Origin of the sequence: Lutimaribacter marinistellae (assembly GCF_042648365.1) — a bacterium.
GTDB lineage: Bacteria > Pseudomonadota > Alphaproteobacteria > Rhodobacterales > Rhodobacteraceae > Lutimaribacter_A > Lutimaribacter_A marinistellae.
In genome coordinates this window covers 310801-332027 of sequence record NZ_JBHRXI010000001.1, presented here as the reverse complement: position 1 = coordinate 332027, position 21227 = coordinate 310801, and the positions used below count along the sequence as shown (strand labels likewise).

The window sequence follows — 21227 nt, the reverse complement described above, 5'->3', positions numbered from 1 at the left end:
TCCCGGAGTGTCGTTCGATTGCCGTAGCCAAGAGGCGCGACGCGACGATGCCGCGTCGCAGAGCACACTCAGGCCCACCGTCCGTGCGCTGTGACATGCGCCGTAATGTCAACTGTGCCCGCTGTCGTACGGAAGGCTTGCAGTTCGGAAACCCCGTTCGTGGTTACGCTCGCGCAAGTGAGGGTGATAACCTTGTGATTGCCGGTGGACTCGGGGCAGACCGATGTCAGCGAAATCGTGGGTGGAGCGATGAACGGCACGTCCCAGGAAATGTATCGGAAGGGCGTGCGATACATGTCAGCAAGCGTGCCGGATCCGAACTCGTCGCCGCGGCCCATCTCGATCGTAACGGTCGCGACCATTGTCCCGCAGGCGTACTTTACTGTCGTTCCCTGGGGGCTTGAAATCGTTTCTGAAACGTCGGCACCGGAGGGAAAGCTTACCCGTCCAGAGGCAGGATCTGCCGATAAGGCAGTTCGATAGGTGTCGCCATCAGTACTGACTTTCACGCTGAGAGCGTCGTCACCCGTCAACCCGATCTCAGCCCGTCCTGACCAGGCCGACTGAAGCAACAAGCTCGCCGTTTCCGAAGGCGAGGCCTTGTTCACAACCATTCGGTGACCCGCGCCAGCATGCGTGAACAGGCTTCCGTCGGATGCAATGGCGAGCTTGTTGATTACGTCAGATCGAGTTCCGACGCCCAGACTTGGCAAATTCTGCAGGTCAAAAGAGGGAGTAGACCAGCCATAGTCGTTGCGTTGACATAACACGGCCTCGTCGCAGACGTAGGCAAGCCAGCCCTTGCTTGGTGTCAAGAAGTACCAACCACTTGAGGACATGACCGCCAACTGGCCTTCTTGACCGGCCCAGTCGCCGCTGGCGGGCTCGCCAACTATATACCGCATGCCGGGGTCGGCTGCCGCAGGAGGAGTTCCCGTTGTGCGGCTTTCAACACTCAGTTGAACGACCGCATCGAGGATCTCGAGCGCGCTGTTATGCGTGACGTGTTTTTGGGCTTGGGCGGGTTGCAGGTAGGGAAGATCGAGGATCGGGGACCTGTGGTTCATGGCGCTCTCCTGATGGCGGTGTCACGCGCGGCAGTCTCAGCGCGCCAAGATGAACGTCGCGCGATCAAACCGTACGGCTCATGCGCAACACCAAAGATCGAACATCAGAAAATGACCCTTCCGAGGATGCCTGCGAAAACGCACTTGATGTGCGGCCAAAGGTGCTTGCTTCGTTGGAGATATGCGCTGGCAAAGGCAGGGCAGGAGTGGCATAAATCGCGAAGGCAACGCGATCCAAAGATCGCAGGCGCAGCTTTGACGCACTTATTGGCCCGGTGGATTAGGGATTTAGACAGGACCAACATGACTTTCAAAATACAAATTGACTACGACACGGACGCCAAGTTCGCTTTCGATCTCATCCGCCAAGCCGCTTGGGGCCGTAACCTCGAAGTCGTAGACCATGCGCGACGTGTCTACACGATCCGAGATGGCAGCGGGAAAGAGGTGAATTTCGCCCGCGCGACGCCGGGTAATACTACGGTATTCGCCCAGCAGTGCATGGCCAACAAGACTGTGTCGAAACGGCTGTTGCGTGCTGCAGGCGTCCGGGTTGCCGAGGGCAAGTCATTCTATTTTCTGCAGAAAAAGGCTGCATGGGAGTTCGCTCAATCCATTGGCGGGCCTTTCGTTGTCAAACCTGTTTCGGGTGAGGGTGGTAAGGGAGTGACGACGAATATCACATCTGAAGCCCAGTTCGATCTTGCGTGGGAAAAAGTTCGTCCCTTGGCCAAGTTCGGAATTCTGATCGAAGAGTTCATCACCGGCGGCGATCATCGCATCGTTGTGATCGGAGACACAGTTGCGGCAGCTTTGCGGAAGTGGCCCCTGTATCTTCGCGGCGATGGGGTTTCGACGGTCGCTCAACTGATCGAGAAAAAGCGTCAGGAACGTCTGCTCAACGCGTTTACCAAGAAAAAGAAGTTCGAGATTTCCCGAACCGTTCGTCAGACAATGAAAGAGCTGGGTCTGACCGATGACAGCGTCATCGAGGCAGGTCGGTACGTCGAGCTTGATACGGTCGGAAACCTTGCGGCAGGTGGCGAGAGCGAGGACATCCCTGTATCTCGCATTCATCCCGATTTCATTGAAGCGGCTGTCAAGGCCAGGAAGTGTATGCCTGGCATCGAGATTTGCGGCATTGACCTGTTGGCTGAAGATGTGACGAAGTCGCCGGACGGTCAGAGTTGGGCAGTGTGCGAACTGAACATGAACGCTGATTTCGGACTCAACCACTTTCCGGTCAAGGGGGAGCCGCGAGATGTCGCCGGAATGCTTGTTGAGCATTACTTCCCGAAATCCGCAGAGTTCCTGACCCGTCCGGTGATGGAAGCCGCTATGATCGAGCTTGGAGACAAGCTGAATCCGCAGCAATTCGCGCGTCTGACCGAAACCTGTATCTTGCAGATGCTGTCGGGAGGCGTGGTCGAGCGTGGCGAAGGCGGCAAGGCAGTCGGCGACACGATTTTGGTAATGGGGCCGCCAACCTCGGTCCGTTGTTTTGTTGACATGATCAAGGCGGGTGACAACTTCCCGACCCTGAACGTCAAGTCGAGTAAAAAGGCGGACCTGTCTGCATTGCCAGACGTCAAGCCGTTCGAGCGGAGCTAGGTCGATGCAGCGCGGGGTTGGTCGCACCGCCCCGCGCGTACTTTAATCGCGCACGGTGCGCGCGTGTCTGGCTTGGTCGAAGTCCAAGGCTGTCAAGGTATCTTTCCGAGCCTATGTGTCCGACTGTTGGAGTGACTGTACGGCAAGAGCCCACTCGAAAAACGCTCCAAGATACAAGTCGGCAGAATCGCTAAAGGCCTGATAACGGCCGGGTTCCGGCGTCAGCTCACCAACTGCCAAGCCCTCTGAACCCTCGAAAAGGTCAATCCGGCAAAAGGGCACGGGCAAAGCGCTCGAAATCTTGCTTGCCACCTCGCAAAGAGACTCGGGTACTTCTGGCAGTGGCAGGTCATTGTCGGTCGTGTCGGGATACTTGCCAGTATCGACAGGGTTCCATTCGCTGTCGTAGAATTTGTAGCGATTACCGGACGTATGGCGCCGTACCTGCAGGATCAGCGCAATTTCCCCGGCAAAGGCATAGACCTTGAAATCATCCGGTACACGGTTTGGTTCGCCCTTGGGGGCGATCAAGGTTTCGATCTGCCACTTGTTGGGAAACATGTAGCGTTGCATCGGATTGTGGAGCCGTTCCAGTACCTCGGACATCCGATAGCGTTCGCCATCAAAGAGATTCTGGAATTCAAAAGGGCCCGTGCGAACAAAGGGCAGAACACCCCATGCGTTTGTCGCATTCACAGGTTTGATGACGCCACTTTCCAAGCCCTCAAGATGCTGAGCGATATCCTGTAGTGCAAAAGGACCGGACAGAATTTCGGGAGTTTTCCAGCCACGGCTGGTCAACCAATCGGACGCCCATGCTCGGCGGCGCAAAAGGCGCGGTGTCGAATCCGTACCCAACAGCTTCTCCTGAATGCGCGATCGACGAACCCAGCTGTCCATTTGAACGGCAAAGGAAGGAGGTTGTGGCGCGCTTTTTCCGCGTGCCATGTGAGAACGCGACAACCATTCAGGTAAACTTGCGCCTTCTGACACCCAAGTTGAAAATGGTGGGAGAAGGCGTTTCTTGTCGCGTTCTCGTTGTTCCATCAGGCGGTGGTCTTGTCGCCAGAACTGGTCTCGATGTCGCCCTCTGCATCCGTTTCGACATCTTCATCAGTATCGGGATCCCCGTCTGTGTCGGCGTCGTCGGACAGGTTGGCTTCGTAGAAAGTGTCGGTCTCCTCTTCATCGGAGTCCTCTTCGATCTGGCGCACGTCCAAGGTGCTATCGTCGAAGGCGCGCATCAAAAGCAGGGTCTTGAGGGATTCCACATCCGGAACGACAGAGGAGGAGCGCATGAAGTCGCATTTGCGAAGGCGCTTTTGAAGACCCGATTGGCAAAGCTGGGCTGCCCAACCGTCGCCTTCCGGCAAGCGGAGTATGTTTCTATCAATCTCGTCTGCTTCGACCTGCGGCCATACTTGGCGGATCTTGCTGCCATCCTCACGCTTGTAGTCTGCCGAAAAGAGCAGATTGCCGCCCAGGATCTGCGCGACCGAGACCAGCATCAGGGAGTTCAACTCGGTGTTCATACCCGCGTTGCCGAGGTAGATACGTCCGTCGAAGCCCAATTCGCGGGCACGTTCGATCATTTTCATCATTCCAAAAAGGCTGCCGCATTTCTGGGGCGTAACCTTGAGATCGACATGCGGCATCAAAGACTTCATGGGGTCCAGCGCCTCTGCGCTGGTCAACCCGTCTTCGATCATGATGTGAACGCGGTCTCTCGCCTCCAGTTCGTCCAGCCGCGCGAAAAGGTCCTTGTACCAGGCTGTCGCATAGCTATGGAACGGCTGTTCAAGAAGGATCTTTACACCACTAGCCTTCAGAACCGGAGTTCCCTCCAGCCCTTCGAGCATCATCATGGCGTCTTGCGGTTTCCAGCGGTTGTTCAGATCGAACCAGACGCCCTGCAAATCGTCACCACGACCGCTTGTCGCCGCCGCGATGGCACCAACAACAGAGGCCAGCGTCGCCCCGTCCTTGGCATAGCTTCCGCGCAGCCAGCCGTTGGGCATGTTTCCGCGTAGCAGCTTGTTCAACAGGATGCTCGGCTTGGCGTAAGAGCGCGAGAAAACATTGCGTCGGACCGGCTCATTGCTTCCGCCGAGCAGGGCGGTCACACTCTTTCCAGCTTCGCGCGCGATGCAATCAAGGATTGCGCAATCAAAGCCGAAGCGAACTGCCGGACGCATCGTGTCAGCCAGCGCGTCTTCTTCGGAGATGCCCAGGATTTCTTTGGTTGCATCAGTCACGATCCGAGCGCTTGCCTCGGTCGCTGCCTCACCGTCCAAGTCGGTCGGAATGACTTTGCCGACAAGTGCCTGTCCAAGACGCCGCGCGAAGTTGAAGGCAGCAATGGGCGTTTCGCCGGTCAGAAAGCTCATCGCCCGAATTTCGCCCAGACCAACATGGCGTTTTCCACCCTGGCTTGAGGCTGTAATCTGTACCACGGTCGAGAAACCCTGTTCCGGAACGGGCAGTTTCTTTTTGCCGCGACGCGGAACCGGCACGTTGCGCATCTGAACGACATCGACAGCTTCAATCTTCATGACTTCCTCCGGAAAGGTCATTGTTGGAAAATACCATTATGTTTGAGAACTTTGACATACACTGGATCGGGCAACAGTGGTCGGTGCATCTGGAACAGCCGCACCTGACTATAGCTGTTGCCCTCGAGAACGACCACGTCATCATCCATCAGGATGAGGTCGAACCCGCAGTAGGAAATGTAGGGAACCTGTAGAAACAGGCTCTTCATGCCTTCTACAACGGCGGACCAGTTCGGCACCACCTGCCCGGCAATGGGTTCACCCGTATTGGGGTGATACTCCCACCTGGGCCCTTTGTGAGGCCCGGCCGCCGCCACGGCAGGACCCAGCACGCCCGTTTCGATATCGATCTCGGCCGACAGACCGCCAAGCGAGAAGTTGTCGATAGGATAGGACGACGCGGTTCCCATGCGTTGCACAGTACGAACTACATGCGGCAAGAGCGTTTCGGGATCGCGTACAACCAGCATCCGCACGGTGTTGACCGTCAGGGGATAAAGGCGCTTGGTGAATTCACCCTGGTAGATGAACTCGGTAACCATGAAAGGCACCTTGGCACCGATAAAAACGTCTGCGAGCCGTTCGACCGGCAGTGTGAAGCGTTCGCGCCCGACCTCGTTGCTCTCGATGACCGCGCTTTTGCGTCCAACCTGAACGAAATAGACGTTGCCGCCACCGCCGCCGCCCAGCGGTTTGATGACGAATTTGCGCGGCTCTTCCAACTGGCCCGTCACGCATTTTTCCCACACGTCATCGTAAGGGATGATCCGTCCGTTGCGCCAGATCGCAGTGATCGGAGCGACCTTGCAGAAGTTACGGAAGACCTGTGTAAACAGGATCTTGTTGTTGAAGACGATGGAATACTCGCCGTTGACTTCGCGGGTCATCCACCGCTGAACATCGCTGAGGTAGAGCGCGATATCATATGTATCGAAGTCGTAGAGTTCGATTTTCTCCGGCAAGAAGCCTTGATCGTAGAGCCACGTGGCCTGCTTGTCCGTGATACTCGCCGGGTCTTTGGCGAAGTCCGTCATGAATCTGCGCAGATACTTAAGGTTCACAGGGTCCTGGATGCTTTCCATGAGCCGTTCGTGATGTCCCGTTTGCAAATGCTGGGGCAGAGTCATACGCCGAACTCCTTTAGAAAGCGGATCGCCGGTTCCGAACCCATGATCGGCCCGTCAAGTTGAAGCGCAGCGGCATCCAATTGATCGGTCATGTCGACGACTACGGGGCCGGCTTCGCTCTCCACGATGTCGATCTGCATTACGGCCCAGACCGGCAACTTGCGGAATCCCGTCAAAACAGCAGTCAGTGCCGGCCACCACCCAGGTACGAGCCTGTGCGCTTCGTCCAGAAGCTCAGGTTTTTCGACCACACCCCGCCTGAAACGACGCATTGGTCCGGCCATTCCAAGTTCCGGATCGATTCGCCGGCACGTTATTTCTTGATGTGGCGCATCGAGTTCGGCCAACGGTGCTTCAAGCAAAACCGCGCCCAGCACGAAGGGCAGCTTGGTGCGCGGATCGTGCAGAATCGCGATCCGCATGACCCGGGTTTTCTCGTCGGATTGCGGAGCTTGCAGATAAACGCGATCGCCGGCTTCGGTTTTGGTCTCTCCTTCGGGCAAGTCGCGCGACCACACAGGTGATGCCGACCGAGCCGTCTCCATGGTGCGGGAAAGTATGGGGCCACCCGTTTCTGCATGACGGATAACACGTCCCGATTGCCGGGACCCGATCAGTGGCGCGAGAGGCAATACCTGCCGGTGAAGCCGCCACAGGAAAAGCCTGTTGCCACCCGCCGCCGAGTACCGGCCATTCGCCAGTGGCAAGATACGGGTCTGAAAGTCGCTGAGGTATTGACCCAGCCAATCCGAGTGTTCGTCGGGTTTCTCGGGGTCGATCATTTCAGGCGATATCCCGAACAAGGCACCCTTGTCTGGCAAGAAACCATGATTGTGCAAGTAGCCACCCAACTCGGGCTCCAGCCGCGGCCTATGCGTGTTGAACGCATGGCTGAAGTCGCGGAAAGCATTCAGCGTTTCCACCCGGTCCATGCGACCGATCCGACCTTCGTGGGTCAGATTCTTGCGCTTTGTCTTGTAGATGACACGGGGTTCCGCCGGAAACAGCCCCGGAGGACGCAACCCATCGGGTACAAACATGCTCACTTGGCCGCTCCTCCCACGCGCATCACAAAGTCAGCTTACGCATGGTCTCGGCAAAGACCTTCTGGCGCAAGAGTGGTTGATGCACTTGTACGGCACTGAGATCCAGCTGCGATGGGCCGAGCAGCCCAAGCCGGCCGTCTTCCATTATGGTGAAGTCGAGCAAGGCGATCCGCATATACGACGATTCGTCCATGATGCGCAGAAGCTCGAGCCGGATTTCTTCCCAGTTTGGAATGACTTGTCCGGTGATCACGATTCCAGTTTCGGGATGAGACTCTATGAAGCCTAAGCCCATATCGGCATCGACCTGTGCGACTTGACCCAGTTCTCCCGTCTCGGCGTTCACTACAGCGCTCAACCCACCCTGCACGAGATCGAGATTACCGCTCGTCGTGGAAGTCCCGATTCGCAAAGTTGCCGCAATGAGAACCGGATCCCAGGAGTCCAGATCCCTGCCGATGATCACGGACAGCCGATTTTGTGTATGTGGATAAAGGCCTTCCATGAAGGCCCCTTGTTTCAGGTTGTCGGTGAACAGGTACGGTACGCGAGAGGCTTGGGACCAGTCGCGGACGATGTTTGACAACAAAGTCATATCCCCGGACTTACCGAAGCCTTCGAACTTTCCCTTGTTTACAGACACGGTCGCGGACTTCCCGCGCGGCCCGGCCAAAAGCGGTTGGATCATTATGTCGAGAGACGGGGCCTCTTTGGCAGTCCGATGGGCGCTCCATGCTTGGGTCAGGCTGACCTCTTCTGCATCGAGGCCACGCAAGGCATGGATTTCAGGGACCGTGCAGTACCCAGCCAAAGTATGGCACAGGAGCATTCGATCTTGCAGTACGTTGGCATAAATGCCGTTGGCTTGATTGATCTGCGCTGCTTGGAAGTCGCTCAGAAAGTACTCGGGGTCGTTGTCGTCAAACCCATAGATCACCCACTTGTCGCGCAGGAATCCCCGACGAAACAGAAACTCGCTACGACTGCCGGCGCGCAGGGTCTCACTGTTCCAAAAGGCGTCGCTGAACTGTTTCCATGCATGGTATTTTCCCTCCCCCGACAGAGTCTTGATGTAGCTCTTGTGATCAATTTTCAGCGGGAGGGTCGATTTGGTCGACATCAGAAATCAGATTCCCTTCAAATTCGGCGCTGTCTAGGTCATCGAGGACCCGTTTGTCTACCAACATCATGCCGTAACGTCGAAAACCCGGCTAGACGGAATGCCCGATCTCAGGCCTTAAGGCTCCCAACTGAGAAGCCTGTTTTCCTGTCGTCCGTACAACACGTAGTGCGAAAGGGCTGGCCAACCCGCCTCGGCAACGTCCGGATTGGCAAGATAGTACTCTAGGGAACTGAAGTCCGGACCGGGGTCGCGCCCTTCAAATGCACCGCCAGTCAGATAGTGCTCGAGCGGGTCAACCCCAGCCTCGGCAACATCGGCGTTTGCCTTCAGATACCAATCAGCGCTGAATAGGGCGCTATCCAGCAAAGCAGTTTTCTGGTCTTGCAGTCCGGCCACGCCTTCTGCGAAACCATGCTCCGCGTACCTTCCGGCCACATTGTGTAGCAGCCCCCTTACCATGAACGTTCGTTCAAGTCGGGCGGCCTGACGGGCCAACGCTCTTTCATGGGCGTGGCGTTCCTCTTCGAGGATCCGCGTCAGTGTTGCAATCTCGCGAAAACGTTCTTCGATCTGGCTCCGCAGGTCTGCGATCTCGTCACGCAGGAATTGTTGGATCTCTTCATGGCTGCGTTCAGCCACATCATCGCTTTCGGAATAAGCCTCCGGATCGTGGTGTTCTGCCATCTGGAAAGCTCCTTTTGGTCAATTTCTGTGCTCATGCGCCCGGATTCCCAGAAAACCGCACGAAAACGATGCATTGCACGATGTCACTTTCCTAGCCGTGCCCAAGGGGAATTTGCAACACATCTGCGGCACCCGGGGGTGCATCAAGCGCTACCTTTTTGGGCTGATAGCATTGGCGTGCGGCGTATTACCCTGATCACGGCGGTGGTGGCTGTCGTCGGCTTGCGGCAGTGCGGCGCCGACGTTATCCCTGAAACGTACCGGTCAAACCGGAAGAGACACTGGCCCTAACCCATAGCAGGTTTTAGCGACATGGATTTCGATCATCAAATCCGGATCTTGCAGAGCTCGGGGCTGATACACAGTTCGTGGTACAACGAAACCTATCGCGACGTGCCCGAAACAGGGTTGAGTGCGGTTGAACACTACCTTCGCTACGGCGCGCGCATCGGGCGCAATCCGGGCAAAGACTTTCACACCAAGAACTACCTGCGGGCCTATCCGGACGTAGCCCAGAGCGGTTTGAATCCTCTTTTACATTATGTGCTCCACGGACGAGCCGAAGGACGGCTAAAGCGTCCCAGTTCAGAGATGCTAAGCTACCGTATCGTCGAAAGAGTGCGTGGAAAACTCTTGGGTATGGGCTTTACCGAGCCGGCCCTTGCAGAGCTGGAAAGGCTTGCAAGCGATCCGGAGCATGCCCTTCAAAGAGCACTCGCCTCTCGTGAACTGGCCTTGTGGAAGATGCGGGAAAAAACACCCGAAAGTTACCGCGCGGCGCTTGTACATCTTGCAAATGCACGCAAAGGAGCGCCTGACGACGATTTTCTCTGCAAGATATCAACCGCCGAACTGCTCTGCTATCACTTTCTCGGCGAGATCGAGGAGGGAATAGCCGCTTATGAGACGGCGCTGGCTTCTGACACTGTCAACGGCGACACGTTGCTCGCACGGGCGAATTTCGCGTCTGAAATTAGCGAACGGCTCGATTGGATCAATCGCGTGTTGCGGCGCTATGACATTCCCCCGTTGCGCCTGACCGAAGATAGCCAATTGCCAGCCTACGACAGGTTGACTGCAGTCGCGCCTCCAAACCCCGTGGATGTTGGCCCGAAGGTAACCGTTTTGGTGGCGGCCTACGCTGCGCGGGATACAATCGGAACCACCTTGCGCGCGCTGGCAGAGCAAAGCTGGCGCAACCTGGAAATTCTGGTTCTGGATGATTGCAGCCCGGACGACACCTGCGAGGTCGTCAGCGGCATCGCGCAGCAAGATCCCCGTATTCGGCTGATCCGCATGGAGCGGAACGGGGGTGCCTATGTCGCTCGGAATCGTGGCCTCGACGAGGCGACAGGCGAATTCGTTACGCTCAACGATGCAGACGATTGGTCTCACCCGCTCAAGATCGAGACACAGGTGCGGCACCTGATGTCGACACCGGAGGCCATCGCCTGTACCTCTCAACAGGCGCGTGCACTGTCTGACCTGAAATTCACTCGCTGGACGGGACGGGGCAATTTCATCATCCACAATACATCCTCGCTCATGTTCCGGCGTGGGCCGGTGATGGAGCAGCTTGGATATTGGGATACAGTAAGGTTCGCAGCTGACAGTGAACTTATTCGAAGGATGCAGCGGGTCTTTGGTAAAGACTGTGTGCACGACCTTCCGACTGGCCCCCTGTCATTCCAGCGCGACAGTGAAAGTTCGGTCGTGGCCGATGATGTCATGGGAATGAATGGGTTTTATTTTGGCGTGCGCAAGGAGTATTTTGACGCGCAAAGGCATCATCATTCGCGTGCAGACACTCTGAAATACAGTGGTGATCCGGCGAATAGACCTTTCCCCGTGCCACCGATGATGCGCCCCGAACGCAAGCAGTTGCTTGCGGAGCCGCAGCATTTTGACGTCATTCTGGCCGGTGATTTCCGTCTGCATGGACCAAGGTTGAAGCAAGCCGTGGAAAAAGTTGCTACCCTGAAGGCAGACGGTAAGCGCGTCGGTCTGGTCGAGCTGTTCGATTATTCAGCCGAAGCACACGGAATGAAGCGTATCCACGAGACGCTTCGCAAACTGGTAGACGGCCAGTCTTGCCGTGTTCTTGTCTTCGGTGAAACAGTCAGCTGCGACCGCCTTGAACATGTCTCCGGCAGTTGGGATCTGCGCTTTCTGCCGAAGATCACGATCGCCAAGGACACGGCTGACTGAGGGCTATTCCTTCAGCAATCCAAGAAGGTATTCGCCATAAGCATTCTTGGCGAATTTCTTTGCGCGCTGCGATAGAGCTTCGTTGCAGATCCACCCCTTGTTGTAGGCGATCTCGTCGGGGCTGCCCGTCTGCAAACCTTGTCGACGTTCCAGTGTTCGCACGAAGTTGCCGGCGTCCAAAAGGCTGCCATGTGTCCCGGTATCTAGCCAGGCGTATCCGCGACCCATCTGTTTCACCGTAAGTTGGCCGTCTGCCAAGTACATCTCCAAAAGTGTGGTGATTTCCAACTCGCCACGCTCCGACGGCGTCACCGCGCGTGCCCGCTCCGGCGCTGTTCCGTCAAGAAAGTAAAGACCGGTTACAGCGTAACTTGACGGGGGCACCTCGGGCTTTTCGATGATCGACCGAACGGTTCCGTCCTTGTCGAAATCTACCACGCCATAGCGTTCGGGGTCGGCAACCCGGTATCCGAACACGGTGCCGCCTGCCTCTTGCCGATCGGCTTGTTGCAGCAATTCCGGGAGGCCATGACCAAAGAAGATGTTGTCGCCCAGAACCATCGCACTGGGGGCACCGTTCAGAAAGCCCTCGGCCAAGATATAGGCTTGGGCCAGGCCGTCCGGGCTGGGCTGAACGATGAAGGTAAGTTCGAGGCCCCATTGGCTGCCATCGCCAAGGGTGCGCTGGAACTGTTCCTGATCCTGCGGAGTGGTGATGATCGCAATCTCGCGGATGCCGGCGAGCATCAATGCGCTCAACGGGTAATAGATCATCGGCTTGTCGTAGATCGGCAAGAGCTGTTTCGACACGCCCAATGTGATCGGATACAGGCGGGTGCCCGATCCGCCGGCCAGAATGATGCCTTTGCGTTGCGTCATGCCTTTAATGCTCCCAACTCGGATAAAATGTCTTTTAGGCCCAATCGCCAATCGGGACGCGTGATACCGAAAGCAGCCTCGGTTGCTCTGTTATCCAGACGTGAGTTGAGTGGGCGTTTCGCTGGGGTGGGGTAAGCTGTTGTCGGAATATCCACTACGTCGCATTCGGTGCCGGAAAGGGAAAAAATCTTGCGCGCAAAATCAGCCCAGCTGACATCCGGTGCGCCGGAAAAGTGATAGCTGCCGGATTTTTTAGGGTCGGTTACAAGCTGTTCGGCAATTGTCAGGCAGGCGTCGGCAATGTGCGCTGCACAGGTCGGTCCGCCGACCTGATCAGCAACAATCGTCAGCTTGTCGCGCTCGCCGCCCAGCCGCAGCATGGTCTTGACGAAATTGCCGCCATGGGACGAGACAACCCACGAGGTTCTCAGGATAGCGTGAGCGCCACCTGCCGCGCGAACGAAGTTTTCTCCGGCCAGCTTTGTTCGGCCGTAAGCCCCTAGCGGTCCAGTCGGATGATCTGCGGTGAATGGGGTGTCGCCCTCACCGTCAAACACGTAGTCTGTGGAGATATGGACAAGTGGTAGTCCACGCCTCGCGGCAGCGCGTGCGATTGCGCCCGGCGTTTCACCGTTCACCAGCATCGCCATGTCTTCCTCGTTTTCGGCCTTGTCCACGGCCGTGTAAGCTGCGGCGTTGATCACGGCCCGAGCATCGGTCTTTTCGATCATGGCCGCACACGCATCGGGGTCCGCGAAGTCCGCCACTTCCCGACCGATAGCCTCTATCTCATGGCTCCCGGCGCGGCGTTGTAATTCCAGCGCGACCTGACCCGTGGCGCCGAATACCAGAATCTTCATGCTTGGCCCCTCATGCCTTTGTGCCCAGTCGTTGGCCTACGCCTTCGCGGTTCTGCAAAGCTTGCCACCATGCTTCGTTGTCGAGATACCAGCGCACCGTGCGCTCAAGGCCCTCTTCAACCGTCACACTGGGACGCCACCCTAATTCGGTCCGGATGCGAGTCGGATCAATGGCATAGCGCGCGTCGTGGCCCGGTCGGTCAGCGACAAAAGTGATCAGTTCTGCATAGGAAGCATTATCCGAACGCGGGCTCAGCCGGTCCAGAATCTCGCAAAGCGTCCGCACAAGTTGCAAGTTGCTGCGTTCGTTTTCGCCGCCGATATTGTACGATCTGCCGACCTGACCGTTTTTCAGAACGCAAAGCAACGCGTCAGCGTGATCCTCAACATACAGCCAGTCGCGTACATTCGAACCGTCTCCATAAATTGGCAGTGGCTTTCCCGCGAGGGCGTTGAGGATGATGACAGGGATAAGCTTTTCGGGGAAATGGTACGGGCCGTAATTGTTCGAGCAGTTGGTCAGAACTATCGGCAAACCGTAGGTTTCATGCCAGGCGCGCACGAGGTGGTCAGAACTGGCCTTGGATGCCGAATAGGGTGAACGAGGATCGTAGGGGGTGTCCTCGGTGAATTGAACGTCAGGATCGGCGGGTAGCGAGCCGAAAACCTCGTCAGTGCTGATATGGTGAAAGCGGAACGTTTCGTCACGTCCCTTGCGCTCCCATAGCGCGCGCGCCGACTGGAGCAGGTTGTAGGTACCCATCACATTGGTTTCGATGAACACGCCGGGGCCGTCGATGGATCGGTCCACGTGGCTTTCGGCAGCCAGGTGCATGATCGCGTCGGGTGCGTTACGAGCGATGCATTCATCCACCGCGGCAGCATCGCGAATGTCGACCTGCTCGAAACTGTAGAGCGGGTCATTCGCCACGGAGGCCACGTTTTCGAGGCATGCAGCGTAGGTCAATGCATCGAGGTTGATGACTGCGTGCCCTTCACCAACGGCTTGCCGCACCACTGCCGACCCGATGAAACCAGCGCCTCCGGTGACGAGAAGCTTCATTTCGCGCTCCAGTCGAATGGACTTTCGAACTCCGGGAGTGTGGGGGCCTTCTCGTCTTTCTCTGACAATACGGGCATGATCCCCTCAAGCGGCCAGTCGATGCCGCAACTGTCCCAACGCACCGCACCATCACACTCCGGTGCATAGTAGTCCGTGCATTTGTAGATGATCTCGGTGTCGGGTTCGAGGGTCATGAACCCGTGCAGGAAACCTGCCGGGATCCACAGTTGGGTTCCGTTCTCGAAACTCAGCTCGGCCCCAGTCCATTGTCCGAAGGTCGGGCTGCCTTTTCGGATATCGACCGCAACATCGAAAAGCCGTCCCTTACCGCAGCGTACGAGTTTGCCTTGTGCGTGCGGTGGCGACTGGAAATGCAGACCACGTACGGTGCCGACCTGAGCCGATAGCGAGTGGTTGTCCTGGACGAATTCCGGCATGTCCAAACCGGCATCTGCCAGGCGCTTCTTGTTCCAGCTTTCCGAGAAGAATCCGCGATGGTCGCCATATCGCGCGGGGGTCAGGATCAGCACGCCATCAAGGGCGGTCTTTTCAATCTGCAAGGTTGATCTCGTTCTTTTCAAAGAGGCATCAAATCTTTCGGATGGTTAGCAACCTGACCTTAAATTGTCACCCGGGATTTGGCCGTCCTGCGCGACGCGCTTGCAAGTGGGGTTTGAAAGCCTCTACGCCGCGGCCTATACCTGCCTCCACCATCCAACGAGAGAAGGGGCGCCCATGGCCAATCCAACCGCCGCAATGCTTGTGATCGGGGACGAAATCCTCTCGGGCCGCACACGTGATGCCAACATGAACTACCTTGCCAAGGAACTCACCAAACACGGTGTCGACCTTAGGGAAGCACGCGTTGTGAGTGATGACGCGGCGGCCATCGAAAGGGCAGTTAGAGAGTTGAGCACAACCTATGACCACGTGTTTACAAGCGGTGGTATCGGTCCGACCCATGATGACATAACAGCCGATTGTATCGCGCGTGCCTTTGACACGCCCATCGATGTTCGCGACGATGCACGTGCCCTGCTCGAAGAGCATTACCGACGCACCGGTCTTGAGTTGAATGCCGCCCGCTTGCGCATGGCACGCATTCCCGACGGAGCAAAACTGATCGAGAATCCGGTTTCCACGGCACCTGGTTTCACCATTGAAAACGTGCATGTGATGGCAGGAGTCCCCGCCGTGTTCGAAGCAATGGTTGCCTCGGTGTTGCCAACGATAACCGGCGGCGCGCCGCTTCTTTCTCAATCGCTCAGAGTGAACCGGGGTGAAGGCGACATTGCCAGCCTGCTGACTGACCTTGCCGGAGATTTTCCTGATCTATCCATCGGGTGTTATCCGTTTCAGAAGGACGGAATCTTCGGTGCCAATATCGTTGTACGCGGTAGAGATGGCGCGCGGGTCGATGCGGCGGTCACACGGTTGAGCAGGGATCTCGAACAGTGATTGTAAACTGGCCGGCGGTCGTTGACGGGACCTGGCCTGCTGCCAGTGTGAAACGGATCGGCAACATCACACTAAGAGAAGGGCAGGGAGGTGGGTCGCGGGTATCGGCCGCCTCTATCGAGGGGAATGTGTCCGACGAACAGATCGCAGATGCAGAAAAAATCATGCTCGACATGGGGCAGCGTCGATTGTTTCAGGTCCGCCCCGGCCAGGACGCGCTTGATGCGCGACTTGCCGCCCTTGGCTACGACGTGCTGGACCCGGTAAACATCTATGCTTGTGCCGCCGGGCTGTTGACCGACAAGCCGATCCCACGGGTCACGGTGTTCACCCTGTGGGAGCCATTGGCCATAATGCGAGAGATCTGGGCCGCCGGCGGCATTGGTCCTGCTCGCCAAGCTGTCATGGATCGTGCTTCTGCACCGAAAGCCGGACTTTTGTCCCGCTACAATGATAAGCCAGGCGGTGCTGCGTTCGTCGCCATACACGAGGGTGTAGCCATGGTTCACGCGGTCGAGATCTTGCCGCATCAGCGCAAGCAGGGGCTGGGCCAGTGGATGATGCGCGGCGCGGCCTTTTGGGCGCTGGACAACGGGGCCGATACGCTTAGCGTGATCTGCACAAAGGCAAACGAAGGGGCCAACGCCCTTTATCGCTCCCTCGGAATGGAGGTCGTCGGAGCGTATCACTATCGCCTGAAGCCCTGAGGGAGAAAGACCAAAGTGACCGACAAGAACAGCCCGACCGCGCTGGACCTGCCAATGGTGGATCCATTGCCGCCCGAGACGCAGAAATACTTCGATATCTGCACAGAAAAGCTTGGGATGATCCCCAACGTGCTGAAGGCCAATGCTTTTGACATTGCCAAACTGAACGCCTTCACCGCGATGTATAACGATCTGATGCTTGCCGAAAGCAGGCTGACGAAGCTGGAGCGGGAAATGATCGCTGTGGTCGTTTCATCGATCAACAAGTGCTTCTATTGTCTTGTTGCTCACGGCGCGGCTGTTCGTGAACTGTCGGGTGACCCGATACTCGGCGAAATGCTTGTCATGAACTACCGTGTCGCACCGTTGGATGCCCGGCAACGCGCAATGCTCGATTTCGCTGCCAAGATGACGACGGCCAGCGCCGAGATCGAAGAGGAGCACCGACAAACCCTTCGAGAGGTCGGCTTCTCCGACCGGGACATCTGGGATATCGCCAATGTTGCCGGTTTCTTCAATATGACGAACAGGGTGGCGTCGGCGACGGCAATGAAACCGAATGATGAGTATCACGCGCAGTCCAGATAGGAAGTTCGTGCGCTTGCGGGTGGCGCTGGCTTTTTTGGTTTTTGGGGCGATTCCCCTGCACGCTCAAGATTTGCCGTTGCCCGAGGGCGCACGCCTTTTGTCGGAGCGCATCAGTCCGCTCGAAAGCTATAACTTACCGGTTGAGGCGTTCGACGGCGAAACGGTTCCCTCGCGCAGGTTCGAAGGGCGGGTTGAGCGCTTCACCTGGCGTTTGCAAGCAGGATCGGCGACGACGCTGCAGATCCTTTCGCCCTTGCGCGAGCGGCTTGCTGCTCAGGGATGGGACGTGGTTCTGGACTGCGCAGCGCGCGCTTGCGGCGGTTTCGATTTTCGTTTCTCGACCGAGGTCGTCCCGGCTCCGGATATGTATGTTGCTATTCGCGACTATCGTTTCCTCTCGGCCACCCGCACCGGCGAGGCTCTGAGCCTCCTGATCAGCCGCGACGTGCCCGACATCTATATACAGATGATACACGTCCTGCCGGTTGACACCCTTCCATCGCAACCGCTTGCGCCATCACGTCCCCGAGCCGCCGAAGCCGAACAAAGTGAACTTCTGGCTGGTGGCTTTGAGAATACCGGCAGGCTGGTGCTTGAAGATCTGGAATTCAGAACAGGGGCGGATGAACTGGGGGAAGGCCCTTTTCCCTCGCTTTCGGTTCTGACGGAAATGCTTGCACTCAATCCCGATCTATACGTCGTGCTTGTTGGCCACACCGACACGGTCGGAGACCTTGATGACAATATCGCGCTAAGCCAAAGGCGGGCAGAGGCGGTCCGAAACAGGCTGGTCGAGACGTATGGCGCTGCCGCTGATCGAATTACGGCCCGAGGCGTGGGTTATCTGGCCCCACGTGCGACGAATGCCTCGGATGAAGGACGTCGCGCCAATCGCAGGGTCGAAGCGGTGGTAATTGCGAACTGAACCTTCGGTTGCCTCGTGCCCAGCTTTGCATTTGTTTGGTGTGTGAACAAAGATGACCCGCGCAGAGCGCGGGTCGCAGTTGGTTGCCAAGGGAAGCAACGTGAAAATCTACCAATCCATTGCGCCTTTGTCGGCAAAGGACTGAACAAGAAAGTCGATGAAAGCCCGCACCTTCGGTTGCGTGAACCGGCCCGGTGGGTACACGGCATAAATCCCCTGCAGCTCATCGGGCAAGCTGGGCATAGCGTCTTCGACCAGCCCCGCCTTGAGGGCCGGCGCGTAGAGATAGCTTGGCAGGTAAGCAATCCCCAGCCCCGAGATCGCGGCATTCAGCAGCGACTGGCCATCATTCACGCTCAGCCAACCGGCAGTGCGCACCTGGCGTTTCTCGCCCGAAGGCGCAGTCAGTCGCCAGACGTTGCCGCTTGATTGGCTTGAATAGTGCAGCAGCTTGTGTTCGTTCAATTCGTCGATTTTCTGCGGGCGACCGTACTTCTCGAAATAGGCTGGCGAAGCAATCATGCGTTTGGTCGTTTCGGTCAATTTCCGCGCTCGCAGGGTGCTGTCTTCGAGTTCGCCGATGCGAACCGCCATGTCGAAGCCTTCGGAAATCAGTTCCACGTATCGGTTGTTGAGCACCATGTTGACGGTGATATCCGGAAAATCGGCAAGGAAGTTCGACAGAACAGGGGAGAGGTGGTTTACACCAAAATCTGTAGCGACGCTGATCCGAAGGAGGCCTGATGGTGCCGACTGCATCGAGGTGACCAGTGCATCGGCCTCTCCCGCGTCGTTGAGAACGCGCCGCGCCCGGTCGTAATAGGCCAGCCCGATTTCGGTTGGTGATACCCTGCGCGTGGTCCGATTCAACAAACGGGCACCCAGTCGTGCCTCAAGACTCGAAACATGCTTGGAAACGGCTGATTTGGAGATGCCCATCTTCTTTGCCGCATCCGTGAATCCGCCCTGATCCACCACGTTGGCGAAAGCTTCCATTTCGGTCAGTCGGTCCATGCCGGGGTCCTCGGTTCAATCCTGTGTCGAGGACAAGGTATCGCTGCCAATCTGGGCGAGATATGGGCGCAGGTTGGATAATATCGCGATTTAGCCGATGATCGTTGAGCCAAAGGAAACAGGCTAGCGTTTGGCTTACACTGGCCGTGGCAAAGGTTTCTTGGCTACCTGCCAATCCACCGTGGGGCACGGTTGCCAGCGCACTCGATCCCTGGGCGGCAGCCTTACCGCGTTTGATCGAGAGGGCGCGTTGCGCCCTCTCGATAACTGGGGTTCAAAGTGCCGCCGCCAGTCGGACACCTTGGTTAATCGCGCGCTTTGCGTCGAGTTCCGCGGCAACGTCCGCACCACCGATCACATGAGGCGTGATTCCCTTGCTCAGCAGGGCATCGGCCAGCGACCGTTCTGATTCCTGCCCGGCGCACAGAACGATTGTTTCGGCCTCGATCAGGGTTGGGTTCTCCCGTCCCTCACCAAAGGTAACATGCAGGCCATTGGCATCGATTTTCTCGTAGTTGACGCCACCCACAAATTTTACGTCTTTCATCTTGAGCGCGGCGCGATGGATCCAGCCGGTCGTCTTGCCCAGGCCTTTACCATGGCGGCTGGCCTTGCGCTGCAACAGCGTCACTTCGCGCGCTGGCGCTTCGGGCTGTGGACCTTCGGGGGCCAGTCCAGACCGATGGTCGCCCGGATCCGTTACACCCCATTCCTTCATCCACAAAGGCAGATTCTCGGTCGGGCTTTCGCCTTCGTGCAACAGGAACTCTGAGACATCGAACCCGATACCTCCTGCTCCGATCACTGCGGCGCGCTTGCCGACCTTGGCTTTGCCGCGAAGCACATCGACATAGCTCGCGACATTCTCGTTGTCTTGGCCAGGTATCTTTGGATCGCGCGGGTTCACCCCGGTCGCGATCACAACCTCGTCGAACCCGTCAAGATCATCCGCCGTCACGTTGCGACCCAGCTCGACTGTGACGCCCATGTCATCCAGCATCGCTCGGTACCAGTCGACAAGTCCCCAAAACTCCTCTTTCCCGGGTACCTGTTTGGCCATGTTCAATTGTCCGCCAATCTCACTTGCGCGGTCGAAGAGTGTCACACGATGGCCGCGCTCTGCAGCGGTGATCGCAGTAGAAAGCCCTGCGGGACCAGCGCCGACGACGGCCACTCTTTTGGGAGAGACAACCTGCGTGATAACAAGTTCGGTTTCGTGACAGGCGCGAGGGTTGACCAAACAGGATGTCAGTTTTCCCCCGAATGTGTGATCGAGACAGGCCTGGTTGCAGGCAATACAGGGCGCGATACGATCTGCTTTACCCAGTTCGGCCTTCTTCACGAAATCCGCATCCGCCAGCATGGGGCGGGCCAACGAAACCATGTCTGCGCAACCTTCGGACAGAACATCCTCGGCCACTTGGGGCGTGTTGATCCGGTTCGAGGTGATGACCGGGATCGACACCTGACCCATCAGCTTTTTCGTGACCCAAGCAAAAGCGCGGCGGGGTACGCTGGTAGCAATGGTCGGAATCCGCGCCTCGTGCCACCCGATACCGGTATTGATGATCGTCGCGCCTGCTTTTTCGACCTCTTTCGCCAAAGTGACGACCTCGTCAAAGGTCGAGCCGTTGGGCACCAGATCAATCATCGAGAGTCGATAGATAATTATGAAGTCCGAACCCACGGCTTCACGTGTGCGACGAACAACCTCCAGCGGTAGGCGCATCCGGTTTTCGTAAGATCCGCCCCACCGATCCTCGCGCTTGTTGGTATGAGTTACCAGAAACTGGTTGAGGAAATAGCCCTCGGACCCCATGACCTCGACGCCGTCATATCCGGCGCGTTGCGCGAGCACGGCCGCATTCACGATGTCGGCAATCTGTTTTTCAATCCCGTCCTCGTCCAGTTCATTAGGAGGGAAAGGAGAGATGGGTGATTTCACGGGCGATGGTGCCACGCATTTCGGCCCATAGGCATAGCGACCGGCGTGGAGAATCTGCATCGCGATCTTGCCGCCAGCCTCATGCACCCGCTGCGTCACGACCGAATGGTTCTCGACATCCTTTTCCGTGGTCATCATCGCCGCTCCCGGCAAGACCGAGCCTTCCAGGTTGGGGCCGATTCCGCCGGTAACCATCAACGCGACACCGCCGCGCGCACGGTCGGCATAGAACTCGGCCACCCGGTTCCAATCGCCTGTCTCTTCCAAGCCGGTATGCATAGAGCCCATCAGCACGCGGTTCTTCAGGGTGGTAAAGCCCAGATCGAGCGGGGCCAGCAGATTTGGGTACGCAGTCATGGTGAAACTCTCC

At 57.4% G+C, this 21227-nt stretch carries 19 protein-coding genes; 6 read left to right on the top strand and 13 right to left on the bottom strand.

Features of this window, described 5'->3' with window-relative positions:
• Positions 1 to 68: 68 nt before the first annotated feature.
• Complete coding sequence (locus ACFORG_RS01600; RefSeq protein WP_386733624.1) at positions 69 to 1067, bottom strand: DUF2793 domain-containing protein; 999 nt, start codon at positions 1065 to 1067, stop codon at positions 69 to 71.
• Positions 1068 to 1079: 12 nt separating this feature from the next.
• Between ACFORG_RS01600 and ACFORG_RS01595 the strand changes: the two genes are divergently transcribed.
• On the top strand, positions 1080 to 2678 hold the full coding sequence (locus ACFORG_RS01595) for an ATP-grasp domain-containing protein (RefSeq protein WP_386733623.1): 1599 nt from the start codon (positions 1080 to 1082) through the stop codon (positions 2676 to 2678).
• Between the two features lie 111 nt (positions 2679 to 2789).
• Here ACFORG_RS01595 and ACFORG_RS01590 read toward each other — a convergent pair whose 3' ends face one another.
• The 6 genes from ACFORG_RS01590 to ACFORG_RS01565 form a co-directional block, all read right to left on the bottom strand.
• The gene (locus ACFORG_RS01590) at positions 2790 to 3725 is read right to left on the bottom strand and encodes an ATP-grasp fold amidoligase family protein (protein ID WP_386733622.1); all 936 of its coding nucleotides are present in this window, start codon (positions 3723 to 3725) and stop codon (positions 2790 to 2792) included.
• On the bottom strand, positions 3725 to 5230 hold the full coding sequence (locus ACFORG_RS01585; protein ID WP_386733621.1) for a hypothetical protein: 1506 nt from the start codon (positions 5228 to 5230) through the stop codon (positions 3725 to 3727). Before ACFORG_RS01585 ends, ACFORG_RS01590 begins: the two co-directional genes overlap by 1 nt.
• Before the next feature lie 17 nt (positions 5231 to 5247).
• Positions 5248 to 6357 (bottom strand): sugar-transfer associated ATP-grasp domain-containing protein, encoded by a 1110-nt coding sequence (locus ACFORG_RS01580; RefSeq protein WP_386733620.1) that lies wholly within the window; start codon positions 6355 to 6357, stop codon positions 5248 to 5250.
• The gene (locus ACFORG_RS01575) at positions 6354 to 7403 is read right to left on the bottom strand and encodes a hypothetical protein (protein WP_386733619.1); all 1050 of its coding nucleotides are present in this window, start codon (positions 7401 to 7403) and stop codon (positions 6354 to 6356) included. Before ACFORG_RS01575 ends, ACFORG_RS01580 begins: the two co-directional genes overlap by 4 nt.
• Before the next feature lie 22 nt (positions 7404 to 7425).
• Complete coding sequence (locus ACFORG_RS01570) at positions 7426 to 8523, bottom strand: sugar-transfer associated ATP-grasp domain-containing protein (RefSeq protein WP_386733618.1); 1098 nt, start codon at positions 8521 to 8523, stop codon at positions 7426 to 7428.
• Positions 8524 to 8640: 117 nt separating this feature from the next.
• On the bottom strand, positions 8641 to 9210 hold the full coding sequence (locus ACFORG_RS01565) for a hypothetical protein (RefSeq protein WP_386733617.1): 570 nt from the start codon (positions 9208 to 9210) through the stop codon (positions 8641 to 8643).
• 312 nt (positions 9211 to 9522) lie between these two features.
• Between ACFORG_RS01565 and ACFORG_RS01560 the strand changes: the two genes are divergently transcribed.
• Positions 9523 to 11418, top strand: a complete 1896-nt coding sequence (locus ACFORG_RS01560; protein WP_386733616.1) for a glycosyltransferase — start codon at positions 9523 to 9525, stop codon at positions 11416 to 11418.
• A gap of 3 nt (positions 11419 to 11421) precedes the next feature.
• Here the strand turns inward: ACFORG_RS01560 and rfbA are convergent, their stop codons facing one another.
• From rfbA to rfbC, 4 genes are read right to left on the bottom strand one after another with little or no spacing between them, the layout of a single operon-like run.
• Positions 11422 to 12297 (bottom strand): glucose-1-phosphate thymidylyltransferase RfbA, encoded by an 876-nt coding sequence (rfbA, locus tag ACFORG_RS01555; RefSeq protein ID WP_386733615.1) that lies wholly within the window; start codon positions 12295 to 12297, stop codon positions 11422 to 11424.
• Complete coding sequence (rfbD, locus tag ACFORG_RS01550; protein ID WP_386733614.1) at positions 12294 to 13157, bottom strand: dTDP-4-dehydrorhamnose reductase; 864 nt, start codon at positions 13155 to 13157, stop codon at positions 12294 to 12296. The genes rfbA and rfbD overlap by 4 nt, the downstream gene beginning before the upstream one ends.
• A gap of 10 nt (positions 13158 to 13167) precedes the next feature.
• Positions 13168 to 14220, bottom strand: a complete 1053-nt coding sequence (gene rfbB / locus ACFORG_RS01545; RefSeq protein ID WP_386733613.1) for a dTDP-glucose 4,6-dehydratase — start codon at positions 14218 to 14220, stop codon at positions 13168 to 13170.
• Complete coding sequence (rfbC, locus tag ACFORG_RS01540) at positions 14217 to 14780, bottom strand: dTDP-4-dehydrorhamnose 3,5-epimerase (protein ID WP_386733612.1); 564 nt, start codon at positions 14778 to 14780, stop codon at positions 14217 to 14219. The genes rfbB and rfbC overlap by 4 nt, the downstream gene beginning before the upstream one ends.
• 175 nt (positions 14781 to 14955) lie before the next feature.
• Here rfbC and ACFORG_RS01535 point away from each other — a divergent pair, with 175 nt between their 5' ends.
• From ACFORG_RS01535 to ACFORG_RS01520, 4 genes are all read left to right on the top strand, one after another.
• Positions 14956 to 15678, top strand: coding sequence for a competence/damage-inducible protein A (locus ACFORG_RS01535; RefSeq protein ID WP_386733611.1), 723 nt, complete (start codon positions 14956 to 14958; stop codon positions 15676 to 15678).
• Positions 15675 to 16385, top strand: coding sequence for a GNAT family N-acetyltransferase (locus ACFORG_RS01530; RefSeq protein WP_386733610.1), 711 nt, complete (start codon positions 15675 to 15677; stop codon positions 16383 to 16385). The genes ACFORG_RS01535 and ACFORG_RS01530 overlap by 4 nt, the downstream gene beginning before the upstream one ends.
• Positions 16386 to 16400: 15 nt before the next feature.
• Positions 16401 to 16973, top strand: coding sequence for a peroxidase-related enzyme (locus ACFORG_RS01525; protein ID WP_386733609.1), 573 nt, complete (start codon positions 16401 to 16403; stop codon positions 16971 to 16973).
• Positions 16974 to 17049: 76 nt separating this feature from the next.
• Positions 17050 to 17898 carry an OmpA family protein gene (locus ACFORG_RS01520; protein WP_386733608.1) on the top strand — a complete coding sequence of 283 codons (849 nt, stop codon included), beginning with the start codon at positions 17050 to 17052 and terminating at the stop codon, positions 17896 to 17898.
• A gap of 108 nt (positions 17899 to 18006) precedes the next feature.
• Here ACFORG_RS01520 and ACFORG_RS01515 read toward each other — a convergent pair whose 3' ends face one another.
• Together ACFORG_RS01515 and ACFORG_RS01510 are read right to left on the bottom strand one after the other, a co-directional pair.
• The gene (locus tag ACFORG_RS01515) at positions 18007 to 18912 is read right to left on the bottom strand and encodes a LysR family transcriptional regulator (RefSeq protein WP_386733607.1); all 906 of its coding nucleotides are present in this window, start codon (positions 18910 to 18912) and stop codon (positions 18007 to 18009) included.
• A 274-nt stretch (positions 18913 to 19186) separates the two neighbouring features.
• Complete coding sequence (locus ACFORG_RS01510; RefSeq protein ID WP_386733606.1) at positions 19187 to 21214, bottom strand: FAD-dependent oxidoreductase; 2028 nt, start codon at positions 21212 to 21214, stop codon at positions 19187 to 19189.
• Positions 21215 to 21227 lie beyond the last annotated feature (13 nt).